The 22,281-nt window shown below is 59.2% G+C and carries 19 protein-coding genes and 1 pseudogene; 6 read left to right on the top strand and 14 right to left on the bottom strand.

Annotated features, from left to right (window positions below; genetic code table 11):
- The 5 genes from ACZ1JX_RS21090 (at position 1) to ACZ1JX_RS21110 (ending at position 7,436) form a co-directional block, all read left to right on the top strand.
- Positions 1-1,215 (top strand): tyrosine-type recombinase/integrase, encoded by a 1,215-nt coding sequence (locus tag ACZ1JX_RS21090; RefSeq protein WP_010890944.1) that lies wholly within the window; start codon positions 1-3, stop codon positions 1,213-1,215.
- Positions 1,206-2,204: a hypothetical protein gene (locus ACZ1JX_RS21095; protein ID WP_465126974.1), complete on the top strand. Its 999-nt coding sequence runs from the start codon at positions 1,206-1,208 to the stop codon at positions 2,202-2,204. The genes ACZ1JX_RS21090 and ACZ1JX_RS21095 overlap by 10 nt, the downstream gene beginning before the upstream one ends.
- Before the next feature lie 107 nt (positions 2,205-2,311).
- Complete coding sequence (istA, locus tag ACZ1JX_RS21100) at positions 2,312-3,838, top strand: IS21 family transposase (RefSeq protein WP_277788710.1); 1,527 nt, start codon at positions 2,312-2,314, stop codon at positions 3,836-3,838.
- Positions 3,828-4,607 (top strand): IS21-like element helper ATPase IstB, encoded by a 780-nt coding sequence (istB, locus tag ACZ1JX_RS21105; protein ID WP_086740912.1) that lies wholly within the window; start codon positions 3,828-3,830, stop codon positions 4,605-4,607. The genes istA and istB overlap by 11 nt, the downstream gene beginning before the upstream one ends.
- 519 nt (positions 4,608-5,126) lie before the next feature.
- Positions 5,127-7,436, top strand: a complete 2,310-nt coding sequence (locus ACZ1JX_RS21110) for a DGQHR domain-containing protein (RefSeq protein ID WP_011906619.1) — start codon at positions 5,127-5,129, stop codon at positions 7,434-7,436.
- A gap of 48 nt (positions 7,437-7,484) precedes the next feature.
- On the opposite strand, the gene ACZ1JX_RS21115 is transcribed toward ACZ1JX_RS21110, so the two are convergent.
- From ACZ1JX_RS21115 to ACZ1JX_RS21145, 7 genes are all read right to left on the bottom strand, one after another.
- Positions 7,485-9,008: an ATP-binding protein gene (locus ACZ1JX_RS21115; protein ID WP_011906620.1), complete on the bottom strand. Its 1,524-nt coding sequence runs from the start codon at positions 9,006-9,008 to the stop codon at positions 7,485-7,487.
- Entirely contained in the window at positions 9,005-10,618 is a 1,614-nt protein-coding gene (locus ACZ1JX_RS21120; protein WP_010890924.1) for a radical SAM protein, read from the bottom strand. Before ACZ1JX_RS21120 ends, ACZ1JX_RS21115 begins: the two co-directional genes overlap by 4 nt.
- Entirely contained in the window at positions 10,618-11,625 is a 1,008-nt protein-coding gene (locus tag ACZ1JX_RS21125; protein WP_010890923.1) for a DGQHR domain-containing protein, read from the bottom strand. Before ACZ1JX_RS21125 ends, ACZ1JX_RS21120 begins: the two co-directional genes overlap by 1 nt.
- Before the next feature lie 350 nt (positions 11,626-11,975).
- A complete protein-coding gene (locus ACZ1JX_RS21130) occupies positions 11,976-13,577 on the bottom strand; it encodes an ATP-binding protein (RefSeq protein ID WP_010890922.1) in 1,602 nt (533 codons plus the stop codon).
- Entirely contained in the window at positions 13,574-15,529 is a 1,956-nt protein-coding gene (locus ACZ1JX_RS21135) for a PIN-like domain-containing protein (protein WP_010890921.1), read from the bottom strand. Before ACZ1JX_RS21135 ends, ACZ1JX_RS21130 begins: the two co-directional genes overlap by 4 nt.
- Positions 15,530-15,594: 65 nt before the next feature.
- Complete coding sequence (locus ACZ1JX_RS21140; RefSeq protein ID WP_011906621.1) at positions 15,595-15,906, bottom strand: hypothetical protein; 312 nt, start codon at positions 15,904-15,906, stop codon at positions 15,595-15,597.
- A 4-nt stretch (positions 15,907-15,910) separates the two neighbouring features.
- Positions 15,911-16,318 carry a DUF3768 domain-containing protein gene (locus ACZ1JX_RS21145; RefSeq protein ID WP_011906622.1) on the bottom strand — a complete coding sequence of 136 codons (408 nt, stop codon included), beginning with the start codon at positions 16,316-16,318 and terminating at the stop codon, positions 15,911-15,913.
- A 110-nt stretch (positions 16,319-16,428) separates the two neighbouring features.
- Here ACZ1JX_RS21145 and ACZ1JX_RS21150 point away from each other — a divergent pair, with 110 nt between their 5' ends.
- Positions 16,429-16,917 (top strand): hypothetical protein, encoded by a 489-nt coding sequence (locus ACZ1JX_RS21150; RefSeq protein ID WP_010890919.1) that lies wholly within the window; start codon positions 16,429-16,431, stop codon positions 16,915-16,917.
- Between the two features lie 4 nt (positions 16,918-16,921).
- On the opposite strand, the gene ACZ1JX_RS21155 is transcribed toward ACZ1JX_RS21150, so the two are convergent.
- The 7 genes and pseudogenes from ACZ1JX_RS21155 to ACZ1JX_RS21185 form a co-directional block, all read right to left on the bottom strand.
- Positions 16,922-17,074, bottom strand: a complete 153-nt coding sequence (locus ACZ1JX_RS21155) for a hypothetical protein (RefSeq protein WP_324608756.1) — start codon at positions 17,072-17,074, stop codon at positions 16,922-16,924.
- Positions 17,075-17,169: 95 nt separating this feature from the next.
- The gene (locus ACZ1JX_RS21160; RefSeq protein ID WP_041551543.1) at positions 17,170-17,496 is read right to left on the bottom strand and encodes a DUF6927 domain-containing protein; all 327 of its coding nucleotides are present in this window, start codon (positions 17,494-17,496) and stop codon (positions 17,170-17,172) included.
- Positions 17,497-17,609: 113 nt separating this feature from the next.
- Positions 17,610-19,451, bottom strand: a complete 1,842-nt coding sequence (locus ACZ1JX_RS21165; protein WP_011906624.1) for a reverse transcriptase domain-containing protein — start codon at positions 19,449-19,451, stop codon at positions 17,610-17,612.
- A 584-nt stretch (positions 19,452-20,035) separates the two neighbouring features.
- On the bottom strand, positions 20,036-20,323 hold the full coding sequence (locus ACZ1JX_RS21170; protein ID WP_010890914.1) for a hypothetical protein: 288 nt from the start codon (positions 20,321-20,323) through the stop codon (positions 20,036-20,038).
- Positions 20,324-20,334: 11 nt separating this feature from the next.
- Positions 20,335-20,991 carry a hypothetical protein gene (locus ACZ1JX_RS21175; protein WP_010890913.1) on the bottom strand — a complete coding sequence of 219 codons (657 nt, stop codon included), beginning with the start codon at positions 20,989-20,991 and terminating at the stop codon, positions 20,335-20,337.
- Positions 20,992-21,078: 87 nt separating this feature from the next.
- Positions 21,079-21,291, bottom strand: a pseudogene (locus ACZ1JX_RS21180) (zincin-like metallopeptidase domain-containing protein); the annotation flags it as partial.
- Between the two features lie 56 nt (positions 21,292-21,347).
- Entirely contained in the window at positions 21,348-22,250 is a 903-nt protein-coding gene (locus ACZ1JX_RS21185; protein WP_010890911.1) for an ArdC family protein, read from the bottom strand.
- Positions 22,251-22,281 lie beyond the last annotated feature (31 nt).

Genomic DNA, 22,281 nt, shown 5'->3' on the forward strand with positions numbered 1-22,281 from the left:
GTGTCCACTCCGTTCGCTACGACGCCCTGGCAGGCTGCGCGCATCGAAATGCCCGGCGGTCGCCGGTCGTGGACGGTATTGGATGATGACGGCGATGTCGTCGAGTGCCTTCGTCACTGGATCGTCCATCTCGAACAGACCCATGCGTCACCAAACACGATCCGCGCTTATGTTCGCCACGTTGTGGACTTCGCTAGCTTCCTCGGCGCAAACGGCGCCGGCATCCATGAAGCCACGGTTGCGCTGTATGACAGCTTCCTTGCCTGGCGGCTTGCCCGCCGAAAGGATGCGCTGCCAAGTCCTCGGCTGATCCTGCTACGCAAGCAGGAAACGCGGATTCTGGCACCATCGACGCGCAACCAGATCCAGCTCGCGGTCAAATCGTTCTACCGCTTTTACAACGGCACTGACGACTTCGCGGTCGATACGACCGAGGTCACAAAGGCCTATGACGGCCACCGGATCTACAAGCCGTTCCTTGAGCATATCAGCCAGCGACGGACGACACGGCGCAAAGACCGTTATCTCTCGGGCGATCCCGGCCGGGTCCAGCAGCAGGTGCTCAAGAAGCGGCTGACGCCGAGCGAGGTTCTGCGGCTGATCGAGGCCTGCGGGCTCGCGCGCGACGCCTTCCTGGTCGTGCTGCTCTACAACACCGGCCTTAGGATCGGTGAAGCGCTGGGCCTGCGCCATGTCGATATCGATCTCGCCGAAAAGGTCATCTGGGTCGTTCCGCGCGAAGACAATGCCAATGAGGCCCGTGCGAAATCGGGCCGGACGCGCGGTGTGCCGGTGCACGACTACGTGCTCAACATGTACGTCGATTACATCACCAGCGACGAATATCTGCCAGCCTTCGAGTCCGGCGCCGAGTACGTCTTCACCAATGTCAAAGCCGGCGTCATCGGGCACGCCATGAGCCTGTCCTACGCGCAGAAGCTCGCGGGCCTGCTGGAGCAGCGCACCCATATCGCCTTCAGCTGGCACATGTTCCGCCACAGCCATGCATCCGAGGCGATCGCGGCGGGATACAGCCTGCTCGAAGTGGCCGACCGGCTCGGGCATGCCAGCCCGCAAACGACAGCGGCGTTCTATCAGCACCTGTTCGCCTCGGAAATCCGCAGGCTTTACCTCACAGGACCCGACGAGGTGCATGAAAGGCTTGAGAAACTTCGCGAGGCTGAGCTGCTCGGAAAGGATCTGCGATGGGCCTGACGCCGCTGGCGCTCGTCGGCGGCACGCCGCACGATACCGATCGCTACAACAACTGGCTTGAGGGGCGCCTCGCGGAGATATCCCCCCTCCTCGTCGCCAATCCCATTTGGTCGGACGCCATGATGGGTGAGGTGTTCGGCCATCCCTGGCTGAGCCAGACATACGCAAGCTTGCCGCTTCAGGCTGCGGTTCCGGTACTCACCAACGAGATCAAGGCTTACCTGGCGGTATCCGTTCTCGACGATCGCAAGGCGGACGCCCACTGGTTCCAGCGCCGGATCCCGGTGATCCGCTATCTGGTAGAGGAAGGCGCGGACCTGCTTGGTCACTTTGAGGCGGGCTGCCTTGCCGACATCCCTCACCCCGGCTTCGCGCCATCAGATGACGAGGGTGCGCGCAAACGGAACCACCACAACGATGCAGTGCTGGAGTGCTACGCCGCCTGGTATGGCGCGAATTATGGACGGCGCAGGCAAAGCCAGACCCGCCAGTGGATCCGGGGCGGCAAGATCGTCACCAGCGAGTTCCGCTCACCGGAAGTGCAGCTGTTCGGTGATATCCATCGCTTCGCGATCATCAACCGGGCGCAGATGGCACCGATGCATGACCGCGACATCATCCTGCTCAACGATCTCTACAGCGAGGAGGACACACGCTTCCGCGATCGGCAACGGCGAAGCGACACCTATATCAACTTCCTGAACTTCGAGCCGTGGCTGCGCCCGCTGATGCGCGGCTTCCTGCTCGACAAGGTCGCACATGGGGAATTTGCGCCAAGAACGGTGATCGCGATGCGATCTCGGTTACGGCTGTTTGCGCAGTTCCTCCACGAAGAATCCGTCGCTGGTCCTGCGAAGATCAACGAACTAACGATGGAGCGCTATCTTGCATGGGGAAACGCGCGCAATGCCGCCGGCAAGAACTGGTACACCGACATCGTCCAACTGATGCGGGCAGCACCGGTGCTACTGCCGGGGGAATGGCTGTAGATTTCCGCTGAGAAGTGACCCGGTAAGGGCATAAATTTCCATTGAGAATTGACCCATGTTTGAACCCGCCCCTGGCTGACCAGTCAGGGGTATCGGGAGTGATCGACATGGATTTATTGAGTGTAATTCGCCGGTGGCGCCTTCGTGATAAGATCCCGCTTCGTGAGATTGAGCGGCGCACCGGTTTGTCGCGCAACACGATCCGCAAGTATCTGCGCGCGGATACGGTGGTGCCGCAGTTCAAGGTACCTGACCGGTCGAGCAAGCTGGACCCGTTTGCTGAGAAGCTGACGGGTTGGTTACAAATCGAGGCTGGCAAATCGCGCAAGCAGAAGCGCACGGCGAAGCAGATGCATGCTGATCTGGCCGTATTGGGCTACGAAGGGTCCTATAATCGTGTCGCTGCCTATGTGCGGGATTGGAAGGCAGGCCGTCTCTTGGCACAGCAGGCCAGTGGCCGCGGAACATACGTGCCTTTGGTTTTCCAGCCAGGTGAGGCGTTCCAGTTCGACTGGAGCGAAGATTGGGCAATTCTTGGTGGCGAGCGTGTCAAGCTGCAGGCGGCCCATACCAAACTATCACACAGCAAGGCGTTCATCGTGCGGGCCTATCCGTTACAGACGCATGAGATGCTGTTTGATGCACTGACGCAGGCATTCCGCGTGCTGGGTGGTGTGCCGCAGCGCGGGATCTTCGATAACATGCGAACTGCGGTCGATAAGATCGGCAAGGGCAAAGCCCGACAGGTCAACGCGCGCTTCACCGCAATGGCCAGCCACTACTTGTTCGAGCCTGCATTCTGCAATCCGGCCTCGGGGTGGGAGAAGGGCCAAGTCGAGAAGAACGTGCAAGATGCACGGCGGCGGCTGTGGCAGAAGTTGCCGAGCTTCCCGGATATCCATGCGCTCAATGCCTGGCTCGAGGAACAATGCATCGCGCAATGGGGTGAGATCCAACATGGCAACTTGCCCGGCACCGTAGCCGATGTACACGCCGCTGAGGTTGGTAGTCTGATGCCGCTGGGGCGGACCTTCGATGGTTTTGTCGAACACACCAAGCGGGTGTCCCCGATCTGCCTCATCAGCTTTGAACGCAATCGGTACAGCGTCCCGGCATCCTTTGCCAACCGCCCGGTCAGCATCAGGATCTACCCCGAGCGGATCGTGGTGGCGGCCGAGGGGCAGATCCTTTGCGAACATGCCAGAATCATTGACCGATCCCACCACACTGGCGGGCGGACAATTTATGACTGGCGGCATTATCTGGCAGTAGTCCAGCGCAAGCCGGGAGCACTGCGCAATGGCGCGCCATTCTTGCAGCTCCCAGAGGCCTTCAAGCAGCTGCAAAGCCAGCTCCTACGTCGTCCCGGCGGAGACAAGGAGATGGCGGAGATATTGGCGTTGGTGCTGCAACATGACGAACAGGCAGTGCTTTGCGCTGTCGAACTGGCGCTGGATGCGGGCGTCGCCACCAAGACCCACGTCCTCAATATCCTGCACCGCCTGATCGATGGTAAGGCTCCACCGGCAGCGCCGATTGACGCACCGCAGGCTTTGCGCCTTGCGCAAGAGCCGTTGGCCAATGTCGGACGTTATGATGCCCTGCGTGAGGGAGGGCTGCGTCATGCGTCATGACCCCGCCAGTGCCGCCGTTGTCGTCATGCTCAAGGCGCTGAAGTTGTATGGCATGGCCCAAGCAGTGGGGGACCTTATCGAGCAAGGCGCCCCAGCCTTCAGTGCCGCAGTGCCGATGGTCTCCCAGTTGCTCAAAGCCGAGATGGCCGAACGTGAGGTCCGCTCGATTGCTTATCAGATCAAGGCCGCCCGGTTCCCAGCTTACAAAGACCTGGCCGGGTTCGACTTCGCATCCAGCGAGGCCAACGAGGCCCTGGTTCGGCAACTCCATGGTGGCGAGTTCATCGACGGCGCTGACAACGTAGTACTGATTGGCGGGCCCGGAACCGGCAAATCGCACATCGCCACTGCGCTGGGAGTTCAAGCCGTCGAACATCACCGCAGAAAAGTGCGCTTCTTTGCCACGGTCGATCTGGTCAATGCGCTCGAACAGGAAAAAGCAGCCAACAAGGCGGGGCAGATTGCCGAACGTCTGCTCAAGCTCGATCTCATCATCCTTGATGAACTGGGCTATCTGCCGTTCAGCCCATCAGGCGGAGCTTTGCTGTTCCACCTGCTCAGCAAATTGTACGAACGCACCAGCGTCGTGATCACCACTAACCTCAGCTTCAGCGAATGGGCCGAGGTATTCAGCGATGCCAAGATGACCACAGCCCTGCTGGATCGGCTAACCCATCATTGCCACATCATCGAAACTGGCAATGACAGCTTCCGGTTCAGGGCCAGCTCTGCCTCACCAAAACCACGAAAGGAAAAATCACCAGCTTGACCCAAAACCCGCTCTGCGGGACATACCATCACCCGGGTCAATTCTCGATGGAAATACCGGGTCACTTCTCAGCGGAAATCTACACCCAGTGACCACGTTATGTGAAGCACTGCCCCATCTGGACGGACTGTTTCCCCATCAATGCTCAGGAGGAGGGCTTCCACGCCATCAAGATTGTCGATCTTGCCAAAGACGACCCCTTTCCGTGGAGGCGGAAGTCGGGATTGACGTGAACTCCCCAGTTCTAACGTACAATGGGGCACCGCAAGGAAAGCATACGTTGGCGGATATTTTTTCTTCAGAGTTTGAAGATCATCGTCGGAGATGACCCAGCCCATCGCAGACATTTCGGCCCTTCTTTGATCGAGTTCAACGACATCCGCTCTGCTGCGCAGTCGGGTTCAACTAGTAATACTTGACGCGAGCTTATGCACGGAACGATTGACGCATAACGGTTTGGTCTTCCTCGCATTCGCTCCTGTTGCTACTCACGGCGCATGCAAGGGGGCAAAAACCGCAATGGCTGATGACGTAATGGGCCCGACCGTCACGGGGGATGATCTGGATTCTGAGCTGCGTCAGCGCAAAAGCAAGGACATCTTTCACACAGTTACGGGTTCAACGCGCAAGGTCATTGCCGAGAAAGTTGCCCTTGAAGAGCAAGACGGGTGGCGCGTCGCAAAGAAAAACAAGAAGTCGACGAGGCTTGCGAAGGCCAAGCCTGCGCACGAACAGCTCGAAGATGAGGTTTGGTGCCTCCTCGCTCAAATGGGATTCCAGGAGCTGAACAAGGGCAGGCTCTTCACGATCGCAGTGGAGGATGGCCTGAACCCTCGGCAGATCGATGTATTTGCCAAGGACGATGAGACGGTCATCATTGTTGAATGTCGGCAGAAAGCGACAGTCGGGCGGAAGCCAATGGCGGATCTTATCGAAAAGATCCGTGCGCTGCGCGAGGCCGCGCAAAAAAGTATCAAACTCCATTACGGCAGTCAGAAAAAGCTGAAGGTCAAATTCGCCATTGCCACCAGAAACATCATCTGGGGCGAGGCTGACCTGGAGAAATGTAAAGAGTACCAGATCGCTGTGATATCGGACCAGCTGCTCGATTATTACAAGCAACTGACACAGCACCTCAAAATGGCCGCGCGCTTCCAGTTCCTCGCGCACATGTTTGAGGGACAGCGGGTCGATGGGCTCGCGCAAACCGTAGTTGCGACCCGAGGCAAAATGGGTGGAAGGCCGTTCTACACGTTCCTGATCCGGCCCGAAGAGCTGATGAAGATCGCCTATGTTGGCCACAAGGGTAGCCGCGACATCGAAAACCTCGAAACCTACCAGCGAATGCTCCAGTCCGACCGACTGAAGGGAATTGCGAAGTACATCAATGAAGGCGGCAAATTCCCGACTAACATCGTCGTGAACCTCAAGCTCCCCGGTAAGAAGGAACCACAGTTCGACAAGAAGGAGACCGTCGGTGAGGAGATACTCGGTTTCTTGCACCTGCCCCCCATCTATGCCTCAGCATGGGTGATTGATGGGCAGCACCGCCTCTATGGCTATGCCTATGCGCGTGAGAACGGAGGCTTCAAGAGCGACGAGACCGTTCTACCCGTGCTGGCATACGTCAATCTTCCCGCCGATGAAGAGATGGACCTGTTCATCGACATCAACAGCAAGCAGGTGAAGGTGAAAACCGGGTTGCTGGTCGAACTCTATTCGGATCTGCACTGGAAGTCCGACGATGTCGAAGAGGCCTTCCAGGCCCTGCTGTCGCGGATCGCCTACCGGCTGAACAAGGACAAGGCTTCTCCACTCTTTGACCGCATGGTTGTCTCCGGCACCAGGAAAACGAATGTGCGGTGTCTTACGCAGACGTCGATACGGGACGGCCTCAAGGTTGCCCGGCTGATTGGCAGTCCCCTTAAGGGCATGATCGTGCCCGGTCCCCTCTCTACGGGTGATCCGCTCAACTACGACGCCAACCTCAAGAAGAGCCTTTCGGTTCTGACTGAGTGTCTCGCGCTTTTCGCAAACATTTTGCCCAACCAATGGGCGGCCGGCGACAGCCCTACGGGCTATGTATGCACCAACAACGGTCTTCGCGCCCTGTTCTTGGTGATCCAGGATGTCGCAGAGCATGTCCGTCAAAATTCGGGCATAGACCTCGCGCTACTCAATGCAGATGAAACGTTCAAAGAACTGGAGCCGTATCTTACAGCCCTCGCAGATCAACTCGCATCGGTAGCGCCGAACGATATTCAGGCATTTCGCAAGATCGGATCCTCACTGACAGCTGTGAAGCAGCAGTCGTTTGGCATGGAAGCCTACATTCAGGCGAAACTCTCTGATTTCCGCCCGCTGGGGCTCCAGGAATACCTGGCCTCGCGCGATGCAGCTGGCGCCGATGCGGCGGCGGCGAAGGTGACCCAAATCCACAAGAAGCTGTTCAACTACGTCATCGAGACTCTGAAAGATCACTTTGGCCGGGATCACAAAGCGTGGTGGACCCAGGGCGTACCGCTTACCATTCGCCTTTCGTGTACCCAGGAATGGGAAAAGAAGAATCGTGAAGGCGACGAGGAGTCTCATCTCTACCTCATCAACTATCAGGATATCGCCGTCGCCAACTGGGATCTGTTCCGGGACACCCTGTCCCTGGGTTATAAGGATCCGGACAACAAGAAAGAGAGCACCAAGTGGATTAAAGTGCTCAACGATATCCGCCAATATACGGCTCACCCTGAAAAAGGCCTGCTCAGCAAGGAACAGGTCTCATTCGTGAATGAGGTTTACGAGAAGGTCGAGCATCATATTCCCGCCCGGTAGCTCTTCGGTCAAACATCGTGGGCGAGGTGACCCGGAGGCTAGCAGCCCCTACGCGATTTTTGCCAGGATCCGGTCGATCAGCGCCTTGGCGGCGGAGCGGTTGGCTGCGCACTCGTAGATAAGGCTGAACATTTCCTCATAATTCGCCCGGCGCTCGGGAGCCATCCGCTCGAGCGGCGAACTCGATGCCGTTGAACGGGTGACTGTTTCGAGCCGGGTTTTCACATCCTCAATCGCGGCGCGTTCGCGCCCTTCACCATTCAGCAAGTTGTCTGGGGTGGCCAGCTTCTCCATCTTCATGACCGTCATGTCGACGGCGAGCGCAACGTGTTCGCAGGCATTTGGCGCAAGGCTGCCCTGCTCGAGAATGGCGATGTTCTCCAATGCCGCCAGATGGGCAAGTTCGAAATCCCGGATACGCTTGCGTTCCCGCGAGCTCGTGCGGCATCGTACGGCGACTTCCCGGCCGAGCGGGGCCAGGTGGTTCTTCAGGTTCGCCAGATGTACGTTGCGCTCGAAATCGTCGCGCCGACCGTTGGGGACGATACGCGGATCGAATATATGAACCTCGCCGACGGTCCACGCGTTGAAGCGTGTTTCGGGGAAGATGTCTTCGAAGAGGTTGGAATCTCCAACCTGAATGTCGCCGACCCGAGCGCGCAGTCCGCGCACATTTGTAGATGCGTGAATGGCCCCTTCGTAATCGTGATGGGCAACCCAAGCTAGCGCAGCGATACCGCCGTCAACGCTCGGTATTTCAATGAACCTGCATTCCCGAAGGCATAGTGGCCGCCCCCCCTCTATTGGCATCTCGTCCGCGAACGGTCGCGTTAGGGGAGCTTCACCATTGACGGTAATGACCAAGCGTCGAATGTCGTTGAGGCTGCCAAGCTGCGCATCGATGTCGGGCGCCAACGTGAACTGCGAGGACATCGGTACGGGCGCAACTTGCGCTAAATAATCACTCACCGCAGCCGGTGACAGCAAGCGGTCATCCCCAATCCGAGGAACGCCAGTCAAGATAACTTCAAAAAAATGCTCATCAGCGGTAACCCCGGACGTTTCGTCAATCACCGTGATAGCGCCGACAATTTCGGGCAATTCTCGGCGGTCATCGAAATCTCTCAGCACTGAGCGAAGAGCACGGCAGTCCCAGGTCAACGAGTGAGCTTGCGTCTCACCTGCAGCAGATGCCCGAAATGTCAGTTCACGGGCATAGGCTAGGCCCGAAAGCCGGCCCACTCCACGAAAGCCTCTTGCGCCGGTGCCGCGCTTGCTGCTCGCTCCGATGGCGGTCAGGATGGACTGAAAGGCGTCAGACGCGATGCCTACACCGTTGTCGCGGATGGTGATTGTTCTTGTCGTTGGATCTATGGTGATGGCGATGGCGCCCTCATCTGCGCGCAGGAGTCCCGCCGCGCGAGCATCGTCGATCGCATCAGCTGCGTTCTGGACGTACTCCCGGTAAATGGTGAGCGGATCGACGTACATTGCAGTCGAGAGCAGTTCCAAGACGTCCTTGCCGATCACCGGCCGGGCCGTGCCGATGCTCGCTACTTCGGAGAGATTCATGCCAAATGCCTTTGCTTGCACTCAGTCGATTGCGGGGCATCGACATCATCATCGTATTCCAAAGCAGCATCTTCGACGCGCTCATCATCGGGCACCAAGGCCTCCGGCTCGACGGGCTTTTGACGCTGCCAAATCGTCATCATCTCCGCTTTCGGGCGGAGTACATAGTACCGCAGGATCGAGCGAAGCGCGTCGTCGTCGGCCTCATCGACTAGCGATGGGAAGAAACGGGGATCGACCGAGGAGAGGATGTGCTTCAGCTCGTCGCGGCGGCTTGGGGAAAGGCGAGTGAATTCCGCGCGGAAGGAATCGTATTCCCCCCGCCCATCCAAACGTTGGAACCAGTCGCGGTTGAAGATCATGTCTTGCGGAAGAAGCAGAATTTCCTGGAATTCGTCGAATGTGTCGCCAAATGCTCGGCGGAAGAACTCAGGTGCTCCACTGACTACGCCGTGCGTCGCCTGAAGGATCAGCTGCATTGAGCGCAGCTCGTAGCGGGTCCAATTCTCACCGATATGCCCACGATCAGGACGCATGGTGGGTTGGAATCGCATCGGGAACGACCAGATTCTAACTCCCAGCTCCTCGTTCAACGTGACGTTGAGGCGCATGCGCTCGAACAGATCGGCGGGGGTGTCATGAAAATTGTAGAGCATGTAGTTCGACAGCTCATTGAGCCCGAACTCATGTGCGTAGCGGACCGCCTGCTCGTAAGGTTTGCGCACACCGAGGTGATCGAACGCAATCCGCAATGGCTTGAGGCAAATCGATGAAAGTTCGCGCAGGTACATCTTGTCCTTGCAAAGGATGCGAGCATCGACACCTTGGTTGAAGTCGACGCGCCGCTGCACGGGTACCCTTGAGCCTGGGCGCTGCAATTTTGCCCCTGGAACGAAGCCGAGGTCGCGGATTTCGGCGATCACCTCCTTGAAGCGAGCGCTCGCGACCACGTTGTTGTCCATGAGGATGAGGTCCTTCTTGGGACCATACATGTCATCAATGGCACGAACGAGGTCGGTCAGCGATTCAACGTCGCGCTGCATTCCCTCGAGTTTCGGCACGCCGCAAAACTGGCATTTGCGGATGCAGCCGCGCGAGGTGTAGGCAAAATAGGCATCGCGAACCGGGTATGCATATTCGATTTGCGAAAGGATGCTGTAGTCGGGAACCATGTCCTCGATTGGCTTGCCGTAGAGGTCTTCGGAATAGAGCTCCTCGGCGAAATCATCGAGTTGAAGCGAGATTGCAGGTGCCTTGTCGAGCAACCCCTTGATGAACCGGACCCCGTGCCAACGCCGCTCCTCGATAAACCGGTCGTGCATCAGCGAGGCCGCAATCCCGCCTACGAATACTTTGTCCGGTTGGCCGTTTGCCACCTTCAGTGCGTAGTCGATTGTGGTCGCTATCCGCGGGTACTCGAATGAGAAGAGGGTTGTGACGTAAATTCGGTCCCAAGCCTTGTTGAATGCTGAGGGATCCTCGCCCTTCACGAACGTGACGTTGTCGTTCTTACCCTGAGGTCCGTGATATTGGGCGATCTTCATCAGTCCCAAGGGAGGGTACTTGTTCTTGTATCCCGGCTCGATGAGCAGAATGTTCTTGCCGGCCATTACGCGACTGCCTTGATGTGCTGGCGGGCGCGGACAGCCCGAAGTTGTGCCACCGCAGCCGCAACTCCGCTTTCACCGCCCAATCCCTTCATGGGGCCATCTGACGACCAATCCGTCTCCGCCGCGAGATCAGAAAGGCGAGCCACAAGGAGCTCACGCGTGAGGGCACCGCGGCTCTCAACCCATAGGTCTGCGGCTATTTCCATCAGGCTATACACCCCGACTCCCTTGGCGATCAGCGAGCCACGTGGGCGAGACCAGTCCGAATGCATGGCGACCGAGACCGCCACCCAGAAATCAAGGACAGTCTTTGCCGCCTCCTCGACCGTACGCTCCTTCAAGATGCCGGAATGGTTGAGAAATCTGCGCACAGCCTTTTGCAATGTGCGCAGTGAGGCCTTTCTCGACATCCCCGAAATCTTGTTGCCCCCGACGTCGAGTTGCCCGCACCAAGGCGATGCTGGATCGTTCGAAAGGCAAAGTGCGATAAACAGTTCAGGCCGATCATTTGCCAGATCTTCGCAAAGTCGGGCGTCGTGAAAATCAAGCAGGCTGCGGCTCAGCCCCTTGGCCTTCCGATTAATGATGGAGAAGACCGCCATCTCTTCCTGAACTGTCAGGTTGATGTAGCACATGAAAGGTAGTTCGATATCGAGGTCGGCAAGATGACCGAGGCGGTGCTGGCAATCCACTTGTGTCATCACGCGACCGGCAGTCGGGTCGATTTCCAAGCGCGCCATACCATGGCCGTCCTCGATTAGGCGCCAGCCTCCATCTTCACGCGGCCTGAGATTGAACGTGAGGGGAATTGTTGTGCTGCCGGGCTCGCGGATATATCGCCGGAAATCGAGACTGTGGCCTGAGTTGAAGCGGCGCTGGTAGCCCTGCCCAGTTCCCTCGTCGAGGACGTCCGCCATGCTGATCCGATGCAGCAGAGACGCGGGCGCAAAGCCAAGCAGAACCGGCCTCTGCGCCGACTGCCCGATCTGGCAAACCAAACTTTCCATCAGCGTTCCGCCTCCCCACGATGCCGAATCTGCATCGCTGCAATGCGGATAGCTAGACGATTGCCGTTTGTCGATCGAGAACTTTCTGTTGCTCTCAGGAAGGGATGCGGTGGGAGACCCAGTGAACAATGGCCAATGTCGGCGTAGTCACGCAGACGGTCCCCTACCTCACCGAGTAGCTCCGGCGATAGTTGCTCGTCCTGATTACGACTGCCGCTTTTTGGGGCACATAACCGGCGACATGGTCGAATCCTTGGGCCCCGCCCAGCTGGATTATCTCATCTGTCGAACCACTCAGTCGCGTTCGCGGGAAACAATGAAGATGACTTCGCCTACAATTGATGCGTGGCTTAGAAGTCGGTAGTTCCTGCAACAGATGCCACGATCTGTACGACCTTTGAAAAGGTTTCAGGCTCCAATTGGTTCCTGAACGCCTTCATTAGCTCTCGTAATACCTCTAATTGCGCCTGCTCGCGCAATTGGGACATGTCACCTGCATGAGTGATACCCAGCTTTCGAACCGCTTTCGTCTTCGCATCAAGGAGCTTGTTCTCCAGCGACCGCAATTGGGATGCAGTTTCCAGGTCTGCGTGCTTAAAAGCACGGCTCACACGGCGCTGCGCCTTGGTGACGTCATTTGAGAGTTCGAGAAGGTTGTCCGTGTGTCCCTGCGTGGACGCAGAAGTTAACGCCTTTGCACGGTCCTCGATGGCTTTCGCGTCCTTGGCCAGGCGCTGCACGGAATGCTGGGCGTTCTTAGAAATCTCGTATGCGTTCTTGCCCAGCCTGTCGCAAAGGGAGATTATCTCCGCCTGGAGCGTCGCCCAGTTTGCGTCTTCCTCAAACCCGTCACGCCGCGAGTTCGGGATGACAAACGTTGGATCGACAAAAATTTCCCCGACGTACCAATCATTGAACCGTCCGTAGGACTTGGCATCGGGAACATTGGAAAACATCTCACCCATAATCTGGGTACCATCTATCTGGATGTTCCTCACCCTGATACGGATCGCGCGAGTGAGATCGTCCTTGTACGCACCAGGCTCCCGCTTCACGCCAACCCAGCCCCACCAGCGGCGGCTCTGGCCGTCGACGATTTCGATGTCGTCAAGGTGAACGGAATCGCGGCCGACGGGGTAGGCCTTGCCATAGGGTTTACGAACCTCGACGCTCCGATCGCCATCGTGAACGACGATTTTCACTTCCTCCAGTGCGGCCGACGGGCCGACCCGTTTGCTGGTCGACGCGAACTTGCGATCTGATGCTGCTTGTTCGATCTGAGCTCTGAAAGTGAATTCATCTGAATAGGCCACCGGCGCCACCTGCGACACGAAATCGACCATCTGGTCCAGATCCGTGCTTTCACCCGGGGCGTTTACGAGGCCCTCGAGGCGGACTTCGAAGAAGTGCTCGTCGGGGGTCTCTCCCGTCGTCCGAGTTGCGGTCACGTTCTTCGAAAGAAGTTTGGCGAGCGAGAGGTGCCCTCCGCTGGCTGGTGCCATGTCCTTTCGCAGCTGATTCGCATTAAACTCGATGCGCGTGCATTCGCTCTCACCCTGAGCCTTCGTCAGAAACACCAATCTGTCGCAGAATGCGATGCCAGCTAGTCGGCCGATGCCACGAAAGCCAGCTTGAACGCGGTAATCCTTCGACGATGCACCGATGGAAGTCAGCCTCGACACCGCGAGGTCGACGCCCAACCCGATGCCATTGTCACGAATGACGAGCCCGTCATCCTCAAGGGTCACATCAATCTTCGCGTCCGCGAAAGCCATGATGCCACCGTCGACTGCCTGCATAACGGCGTCGAGCCCGTTCTGAAGATATTCGCGAATAGCGCTGCGAGCCTCTCCGTAGAGCCCAATCGTCAGAGTTTCCAAGACGAAGCCGCCAAAGAATGGGTTGATCTCTATCGGCGCAGGTGTGCCGCCCGCCGGTGCCGCATCAGTCATGATTGGTCTTCCATACTATTTCTAAGATCCCCTTCGGCAGCAATCCCGACGGTACTTCCGAAAGCGACCTCTCGCTCGAAGGCCTCATGCGCCATCAATTGGTCAAACGGTATGCCCAGAGCGTTGCACACATCTTTGACGACATCGCCGAGAACGACGGTCGTTACTCCTGGAAACCGGTTGGCCAAGCGAAGTCCTGCATCTTCCTGAGCTTCCACGATTACGCCAATCCCCCCAATCTGTAGACCTGTCAGGCGGGGCGCGGTGCCGGTAGCCTTCGCAAGTAGTGGTTTGACCGACAGTGCAGGTCGATCCGCGTCTGGCAGATAGACTGGGCGACCGGGCCAATCAGCGACAATGTTCCGGAACGCGTCGATGGCCCCCTTGGCACGCGGTTGCCCTTGAAGCGCTAAGAGCCGAGGCAGCCAAGGTGTGCGGGGAATTGTCTTGAGCGATGACCCATCAACGTAGGCCGACGCCAGGAGGCCAAGGTAAAGGTTAGTTGCTGTCCTCGGCGGCAGCCGCTCGAACACGCCGAGCAAGTCCGTCGTGTAGGTGGTAGCTAGGGCATTGCCCTCGATGGATCTGGTGCCCAGCGATCGACCGAACCAAACAGCCGCCCGGCCGTCCCAGTTAGCCAACGCTTCCTTTGTCAGGAATGCATCTAGGCCTAGTCCTTCCGCATCATTGGCAAGCATGTGATCGAGGAGAGGGCCGGATTTCTCGTTTGCGTCCGAGCTGCTGGCACTGAACGCAAGCCGAAGAGCGAGAGGATTGTCAGCAATGCCAGAAGCGTCATCCACTGGCAGGTGCTTTGGCGTGTCTCTCTGTGGCTCTATTCCGCTCGCGACGGAAGTTCTGCCGGTCGCTTGGTCACGCGCTTGCTTCCGAATGGCCTCGTCTTCTCGGTCAGGGGAGGGAAGCGTGACGTCGATAGCCGAACCAAAGAACCTGTCACTTGGGACGCCGGTGCGGCGCAAGTAGATCGCGAGATATTTCCGATCTACCAGCATCAGTTCTTGAACACCGGCGGACGCTTTGGCCTCATATTCAAGCATCGGTTGCGGCCTTGGGATCGGGGGTAGCTTGCTCGCGATCACCTTAAGTTCCGCATCCAGGTCCGGTTGATCTAGCCCTCCCATGACCCAATCGTTCTTGCCGTCGTTGCTGATGACCACGACGCCTCGAGCGCGCCGTTGACCAGCGTGATGAAGGATCTCTTTCCAGAACATCAGATCGCCGAAGCTGTTGGCTCCCCCTCCGTTCGCACCAGACTTGTTCCGGTCCTGGAAGCCTGGGGGTATGCGGCCTTCGAAACGGGCCTCCTCTACGGATTGGATGTCGCCCATCCAGTCGAGCATCGGTGCGCTTGGAAGGCCGCACTCATTGATGAATTCGATAATTGCTTTAGAATTGCTGTCATAGTGCTGCTTCGTCCACCGCCCGGCGATGGCGGCGACGCGTTTGACGTCAATAAGCACTGACCTCGTCGCGGCAATGATTTCTGCTGGCGACCGGCTGTCGCCTGTGAATGAGGTATCGATGTACGGCCGAAGGTCGTTGAAGGTATTGTTGGCGAGATCGTTCAACGCGGTTTCGATGCCCTTCAGCTTCTTGCCGTGCAGATTCCCCATGTGGTGTCGCAGGTATTCGTGCGCCGCCCACACAGGGACATGCACCCGACCTGCCGCTACTGCCCGCAGCCATCCTGTGAATTCGTTGCGGGCCTCGCACCCGAGGGCAGTTAGCCAAACCAGAAACGAGGTGTCGACATACACGTGGGTTCCGGGCGCACGGATCAGCGCATCCAGACTCGCTATGTATCCTTCGACAGTGTCCTTCTCGAACGGGATTTTCAACGGTGCCGCAGAGTTGATTTGATGCTCGCGAGAACGCCCGGCAGTCAACCAGTGGGTTCCCTGTCTCGCTGCACGACGTAAGCGCTTGATCAAGACGTCCCCCTTAAACCGCCAGCCAACTTAGCTCGTGCGTCTCCGAGGGCAAGAGAAACGGCACATTATAAAAGTCGGAAGATGAAGTCGCTGAGGGTGGTGGCCAATTGGCCTGCCTCAGCTCGTTGGTCGGCTTGCAGTCTTGATATCAATTCGGGGTCCAATTCGGCGTACTGCTTGATCAGATGGCGCAGATGCAACAGCGTCGGTATCTGTCCTGGCTTCGCGCCCTCCCAGGTCTTGAGTTCAGGATCATGCCCCTCTTTGCAAGGGCCAAACACGATCACGAAGAAGGTGCCGAACCCTGCATCCCATCCGACCGCGACCTCAAACAAATCCGCGCGATGGGGCAGCGGCTTTAGCGAATACCGGCTCATCGCGTCACCAATCGCTCGCCAGCATGATGGTCACGACGCGGAAGCTCTGCTGAGCGTCCCAAGGCGTCTCCGATCCCCAGGCGAACGTGCCGTCGTTGGCGTAAACGTCGACCTTCCAGAAGATCTTGTGACCCTGGTATTCCACCACGCCGAAGTCGCGCTCGCCGTGCGGGTCGTTGCCGGGATCGATCGGTGTCTCGTTGATCAGCCGGCGGAGGGCACCCTGGCCGATCATCAGGTTGAGCTGCCGGGTACCCGGATCGGGGTCCTCCCCGGCAAGAATATCCGCGAGCGCCCGCGTGAACACGGTCTTCGAGGTCACAAGCGACCCCGCGCGGGCGGCATCGTTGAGCGCGGCAATCTCGGCGGTGTGGTCGGTGTCGGCAGGGGCGGCTTGGGCAAGTTGGGTCATCAAACTCTCCTTTTGCAATAATCGACCGATGCGCCCCCCTCTCCCCTCCGCCTGCCGGTTGACGGCGCTTGAGCGTTCACGCTACGTTCTTATCTGAAAGGAAATTTCCGATGCCCATCGGCGCCCACACCGACCATTTCGATCTCGACATCACGCTCCGCGATGCCTCGTGCGACCTCAACGTGCTGCCGGCGCGGCGCGCGATTGCAGCCCTTTGCATCGGGGTCGGGGTCGATGACGCCTACTTTTCGGTCCGCGAACTGCGCGAAGCGGTGTCGTTGGTGCATGAAAATGCGCCCGGCGGGCGGGCAAAGCTCGCATCGATCCTCAGCACATCGTGCGACGATTTCCAGCGGGCGATCTATTACAGCCTCGCCGGGCGCGGCGTGGTCGAGATGGCCGAGGCAATGGATTGGCTGCTGGGCATGCTGAAAGCGCGCGGCCGGACCGCGGCCTGGCTCAGCCGTTCGCGGGTACGCCGGAAGGATCTGGTCTCACCCTATGTGGCGGAGGGCCCCGATGGCCCGCTGGTGTCGCCGAACCCGGATTTCGAGCTCGGCCAGTCGTGGTTCGTCGAGCGCGGGCCGGAGCCCTACTGACCGATCAGGGCTCGTCATCGTTGCAGGTAACGACCCGCGAGACAGTGCGGCCCGGCGCGGCCTTGCTCGCCAGCACCACGCGGAAAGGCTGCAGCGGGTTTCCTGTCTTCACGACCGCCGTGTCGGTCAGGATATGCTCGGCAACGCGGGTTGCCACCCGGTTGGCGTTTTCAATGCTGCAGAGGCGCCCACGTTTAGGTGAGCGTTCGGGGGGTGGCTGGTCCGACATGGCGGTGCAAGCTCGCGAGCCAGTCACGTCGCCGAGGGGGCGGCGGGGGCCGGGACAATCGTCCAGGCACGGCTCATCAGCTTGCTGATCTTCACGCCCATCCCATCGTTCATCCGGCGCAGGATGGTCTTCCGGCCCGACTGGACCACCCGGAAGCTGCGCTCGCTTTGCCCGTCAGTGAACGTGAGCGGCTCGGCCAGCACCAGCGTGTCGCCCGGTCGCGGCTTGCGGCGCGAGGTCAGCGCGAGACGCGCCCGGCAGGCCTCGCGCCATTTGGCGGCATATTCGTTGCCGGGAGGGCCCAACAGGTCGAGGATCGAGGCCGGACAATCGTAGTGATACGGCCCCATCGTTTCGGTCAGTTGGGTAGGAGTGGTGCTGCTCCGGGAGTCAGCCCTGTTCCCCCCACCGAACCGCACGTGCAGCTTTCGCTGCATGCGGCTCTCCATTGCGATAATACCATTCATGTTCTCTGCTCCGGTAGTGGGCCACCATGGATCGCCTTGTGGCAAGGGACGCACAGAACCTTCGTCTTGCGCGCTCTGGCTATGGCTTTCCTCGTGGCTTGGTCTCTGTGCGCAACATCGGCCATTCCCCTGACATGATGAACATGGCAGGGGAGGTCGGATCGGCCGCACGCTTCGCATTGCGTGGCGTTCTGCCGGTCGACCCAATCTGTTCGCGAGCCGGAGAAGATTTGCGTCCAAGGTTGGACGTCCACCTTGTCCGGGTCTATCCGGTCACGGTTCAGATCGGTCATTTTCCAGACTTTGACTGATCGGGGCTGGCCGCCGACTTCATAGCCGGCGAGGTATTCCAGCCCTTGCCTCATGCGGGCGGCAACAACTCGCACACTGGATTTGTGCTTGCTTGCCAAGGTTTTGAACATGCTCCAGCGCTGAAGGTATTCAAGCCGGTTGAGCTTGAATTTCACATCGCGCGCCAGAGCGTAGTAGTTCGCGAACCCTCGCAGTTCGGCGTTGTAGGCAAGGACAATCTCGACATCGCTACAGCTTAGAAGGTGGTTGCGGTGTTTGGCCCTCAATCGGGACCATTCTCCGTATGCCTTCCGGGCAACAAACGCAGTGACCCTATCCCACGGAACATTGAGTTGCATGACTTCCGATGGCGGGCGCCGCTTGAAGTGCTGTGTGCCGTTCTGGCTTCGCACTGTCCATTGGCGTCCCGTGTAAGTCCGCACCTCGTATCCGAGGAATTTGGTACCATCGCTTGCTTTTCGAATTCCGCTCTTCTCCTCGGATACGGTCAAGGCCAGTACCTCGGTCAGGAAGGTCCTGACTTCGGCGAAGACCCCTCTCGCATCGTCCTTGCTGCCAATCACACCGATAAGAAAATCGTCGGCGTAACGGCAGTAGCGAAGTCGGCGAAACCCGGCGTCCATGGCGTCTCTCGACGGCAACGAACGCATCTGCTTTGATAAGGTGTTGATTTCGGCCAAGATGGCCTTCACCGTTACCTGATCAGCGTTGTCACTGGCTTCCAGTCGTTTGAGCCGTTCTCGCCGTTTGGCGATCCGGCCCGCCAGTCTCCGGTATTCCGGGTTCGTGGCGCGGGTCTTCCCTTTTTCAAAGGCCGTGATCCGACCCGCCATGAACTCATCGAGTTCGTGCAGGTAGATGTTGGCCAGGATCGGGGAGACGATCCCGCCTTGTGGTGTGCCGCTATAGGTCTGGGTGTGAGCCCTTCCCTCCATGACTCCTGCCTTCAGCATGTCGCGGATCAGGTCGATGAACCTTTCGTCATCGATCCTTTTCCGGAGCAGCTTCAGCAGAATGTCATGGTCGATGTTCTCGAAGAACCCGGCGACATCCACGTCGACAAGCCATTTGACGCCCGTCCAGACAGCCTTCACGTGCTCGAGGGCCGTATGACACGATCTTCCCGGTCGAAATCCATGCGAGGCCTTCGAGAAGACCGGCTCATAGATTCGTTCCAGCAGTTGGCGTGCCACTTCCTGGACGAGGCGGTCGTCTCGCGTGGGAATCCCCAGCGGACGCCGCTTTCCTTTGCCTTTCGGGATGAACACCCGACGCACAGGTTTTGGTTTGTAGGCTCCGGTCGCAACGCTGGCGATCAACGGAGCGAGACGGTCGGGACCGAAATCCTCGAATGTCTTGCCATCGATGCCCGGCGTCATCGCCCCCCGATTGGAGGCAATTTTCCGAAGTCCCTGCTCCCAAAGAAGCGGGGACCTCATCAAACGATGAAGCCCATTTACCCGTTTGCCCGACGCAGAGATCGTCGGAATGGCCTCCAACCGGGCCATCACAGTATCTGGTAGCATCAGCACACCCCATGATTTGCGGTTGAAGTATCGCAACTGCCGCCCTTCTCCCGGTGGTCGCCGGTTTCGGCCCGGTCGCCCGGTCCTTATGCGGTTGCACCGTCTCCCTTCCGGGAGCTGTCCCGGGCATTACCCCGGGCATTTGAATACTATGGCGGCTCCGTACCCATGCAGGTCAGCCGAAGCCGCCTGTTTAGGGCATCCCGTAGTTACGCTGAACGGAGATGCGACGCGTTTAGGTGTCCCTTTCGCCTGCTGAACCCCTGGACAAGGGGCGCACCGGACGGGTTGAGAACAAACGGCCAAGACATGAGACCGTTGCCAACGTCCGGATCTGGCGTGTCAGTCGCTTTCGCCAGCTTCGCGTACATAAAATGCTGCAGACTAGGATTTAAGCAGTTTAGCTTTCACCATGCGCGTCTTGCCCTGACCGGCATCATCCCTTTGCGACTGGGATGCATTCGGCCTTGCTCCAAGCATGCTATGGTCCCCCGTTCCTTTCGGAATTTCAGACCTTTTGGGTCCGAGGTAAGCTTGGCGGGCAGAGGTATCTCAACTCACCTCATCATCTTTGATACTCCGTTTCAGCGCCGCAACGGCGCACTGTCTTTGTAGCCAAAGTTCTCGCCGCTGCGCGCGCCAGGGTTCCATTTGACCAGGCAGATGATCGCGAAGGTCTCCTTTGGACCTTCGGCGTCGTAGCTCTGGCAGGCGGCGTAATAGGCACCGGACCGGACCGTCGATTTGAGCACCCGCAGGCCGGTCTCGCGGCCTTTGTCCAGATCGGGCGGATAGGTGCATTGGTTGTCGAGATAGGCCTTCGGCGTGGCGAAAGGCGACATCCCGCCGCGTGACATGAACAGCCATCCCATGAGGTTTTCTCCTAGAGCAGCGCCTGGCTGCGTGGGTTGATGGAAAGGCCGGTCTCGCGGACGACCAGCGCGCGGAAGCTATGCGGAGCGGCAAGGACGGCGATGTCGCAGAAGTGATTGCGGTCGCCGAGGTAGTCCTGACGGCCCTTGCAGCGGCGGAACATGACTTCGCGGCCGGGCCGGATGCAGGGGATCGAGACCTGAACGTAGATCTCGTCACCATGAAGGGTGATCTCGCCGGAGACGGCGGGCCCGGCGAAATTGCTGCGCAGGTCGTACTGGTCCGGGTCGAGGCCCAGATGGCGGGCAGCGACCCGGAGCGCGGAGCGGGCCTCGCGGTGGAAGGCGCGCTTGGCTTCGGGGTCATAGCCGATCCCGCGCCGGGCGAGCGCGACCATTGCCGGCTTGGACTTCAATTCATCGATCTTGGCGATGCACTGGCGGCGAAGGGCCGTGTCCTCAGTGAACGTCTGATCGGGAGCATGACCAAGCGCGAGGCGGCCAACGTGGCGGGCGAGCAGGATGGTGGCCGGATCGGTCGCGGGATCGATACCGGCGTTGCGGGCGTCCTGCATGGCATCGACCACGGCCTGGGTCGCGGTCGGGATGGTCGCGAGCCCGTCGGGCTGCAACGCGCGGCGATAGCGGAAGTCGAGATCGTAGTTCATGGGCGTAGTCTCCATCGCGCCCCATGGCGCGCCGGGTCCTCACCCCCTCCCCTTCCCGCTCGCCGCGCGAGAGGCCCCAGATCACCGTCAGGCCGCCTCCTTGAGCTCGCCTGTCAGGGCCGGATCGAACTGGCGCAGCCATTTGACCGCCTGCTCAGCTTTGGCTGCGGCATGGAGGATCGCGGTCTTGTCTCCGCGCAGGATCTTCATCCAGTGATGGATGTACGAAGCGTGGCTGTCGTGGAGTTCGTTGGGCAGGCCGTATTCGGCGCACAGCGTTGCCTGGCAAAGTGAGGCGACATATCCTGACAGTCCAGCCCTAATCTGACTTCCACCGCCAATTTTCCGGACGCACGTCATGCCGCCAGCTCCTCGGGCTGAGGTTGCTGGGCGTGCATCCAGTCGGCTGCGGCCTGTGCCTTGCTTGCGGCGGTGAAGATGGCGCGAGGGTCGTCCTTCAGCACGCGCAACCACGATGCCACGTATGCGGCATGATCGGCGCGCGGATGGTGGGCGATCCCGAGGTCGGCGAGCACAAACGAAGCTGTCAGTTCGGCGCAGATCTCCTCAATCGCCAGACTGTCGCGCTTGAACCTCTCGGCAAAATTGCGGTCGAGCCTGTGCTTTGCGCCCGTAGCGTGGCCGGCTTCGTGCAGAAGGGTGCCCATCTGCGCCGTTGCATCCCGAAACGCGGAAAAGGTTGGCATGAAGATGTGATCGAGATCGATCCGGTAGTGCGCATCGTAGGCGCCTTCGGTGATCGGAATCTTCAGAGCCGCCACGAATGCCTCGGCATGTTCGAACCGCTCGCTCTCGGTCAATACCGCGACAGGAGCGGGCTCATAGCCCTCGACCTGTGCGAGGTTGAACACGGTGAAGGCCCGGGCGAACATGCGGCCGGGGCCGGCTTCGCCGTCGTCATGATCATCAACGGCGCGCGATGCAGCCTGCTTCCAGAACACGACGGTGGTTCCGCGCTCACCCTTGCGGACTTGTGCACCAAGAGCTGCCCACTGGCGATAGGTCCCCCAAAGACCACTGGAATAGCTGCTGGCTTCAGCGGCAATCCAAAGCGCCAGCACATTGACACCGCGATAGCGGCGGCGGGAGGTGACGTTCTGCGGCCTGGTCGTGGCAGCGCCATCATGGTGCCAAGGCATGCGCCAGTCGTCGGCGCCTGCTTCGATGGCAGAGACAATCTCGGTGGTGATGCGCGAATAGACGTCGGCTCGCGGCGTCACAGGGTGGGATCGGGACATGGCGGGTCTCCACGACGGGCGGAGGGAAACT

The organism is Novosphingobium sp. BL-A-41-Hi4A-0G (assembly GCF_055521735.1).

Excerpts from the sequence above, each read along its gene's own strand:
- ACZ1JX_RS21095 (WP_465126974.1), top strand. The coding sequence starts at position 1,206 with ATGGGCCTGACGCCGCTGGCGCTCGTCGGCGGCACGCCGCACGATACC.
- ACZ1JX_RS21160 (WP_041551543.1), bottom strand. The coding sequence starts at position 17,496 with ATGGGGCCGTATCACTACGATTGTCCGGCCTCGATCCTCGACCTGTTG.
- ACZ1JX_RS21130 (WP_010890922.1), bottom strand. The coding sequence starts at position 13,577 with ATGACTGATGCGGCACCGGCGGGCGGCACACCTGCGCCGATAGAGATC.
- ACZ1JX_RS21165 (WP_011906624.1), bottom strand. The coding sequence starts at position 19,451 with ATGCTACCAGATACTGTGATGGCCCGGTTGGAGGCCATTCCGACGATC.
- ACZ1JX_RS21115 (WP_011906620.1), bottom strand. The coding sequence starts at position 9,008 with ATGAATCTCTCCGAAGTAGCGAGCATCGGCACGGCCCGGCCGGTGATC.
- istB (WP_086740912.1), top strand. The coding sequence starts at position 3,828 with ATGCGTCATGACCCCGCCAGTGCCGCCGTTGTCGTCATGCTCAAGGCG.
- ACZ1JX_RS21185 (WP_010890911.1), bottom strand. The coding sequence starts at position 22,250 with ATGTCCCGATCCCACCCTGTGACGCCGCGAGCCGACGTCTATTCGCGC.
- ACZ1JX_RS21150 (WP_010890919.1), top strand. The coding sequence starts at position 16,429 with ATGCCCATCGGCGCCCACACCGACCATTTCGATCTCGACATCACGCTC.
- ACZ1JX_RS21110 (WP_011906619.1), top strand. The coding sequence starts at position 5,127 with ATGGCTGATGACGTAATGGGCCCGACCGTCACGGGGGATGATCTGGAT.
- ACZ1JX_RS21175 (WP_010890913.1), bottom strand. The coding sequence starts at position 20,991 with ATGAACTACGATCTCGACTTCCGCTATCGCCGCGCGTTGCAGCCCGAC.
- ACZ1JX_RS21125 (WP_010890923.1), bottom strand. The coding sequence starts at position 11,625 with ATGGAAAGTTTGGTTTGCCAGATCGGGCAGTCGGCGCAGAGGCCGGTT.
- ACZ1JX_RS21120 (WP_010890924.1), bottom strand. The coding sequence starts at position 10,618 with ATGGCCGGCAAGAACATTCTGCTCATCGAGCCGGGATACAAGAACAAG.
- ACZ1JX_RS21140 (WP_011906621.1), bottom strand. The coding sequence starts at position 15,906 with ATGAGCCGGTATTCGCTAAAGCCGCTGCCCCATCGCGCGGATTTGTTT.
- ACZ1JX_RS21170 (WP_010890914.1), bottom strand. The coding sequence starts at position 20,323 with ATGGGATGGCTGTTCATGTCACGCGGCGGGATGTCGCCTTTCGCCACG.
- ACZ1JX_RS21145 (WP_011906622.1), bottom strand. The coding sequence starts at position 16,318 with ATGACCCAACTTGCCCAAGCCGCCCCTGCCGACACCGACCACACCGCC.
- istA (WP_277788710.1), top strand. The coding sequence starts at position 2,312 with ATGGATTTATTGAGTGTAATTCGCCGGTGGCGCCTTCGTGATAAGATC.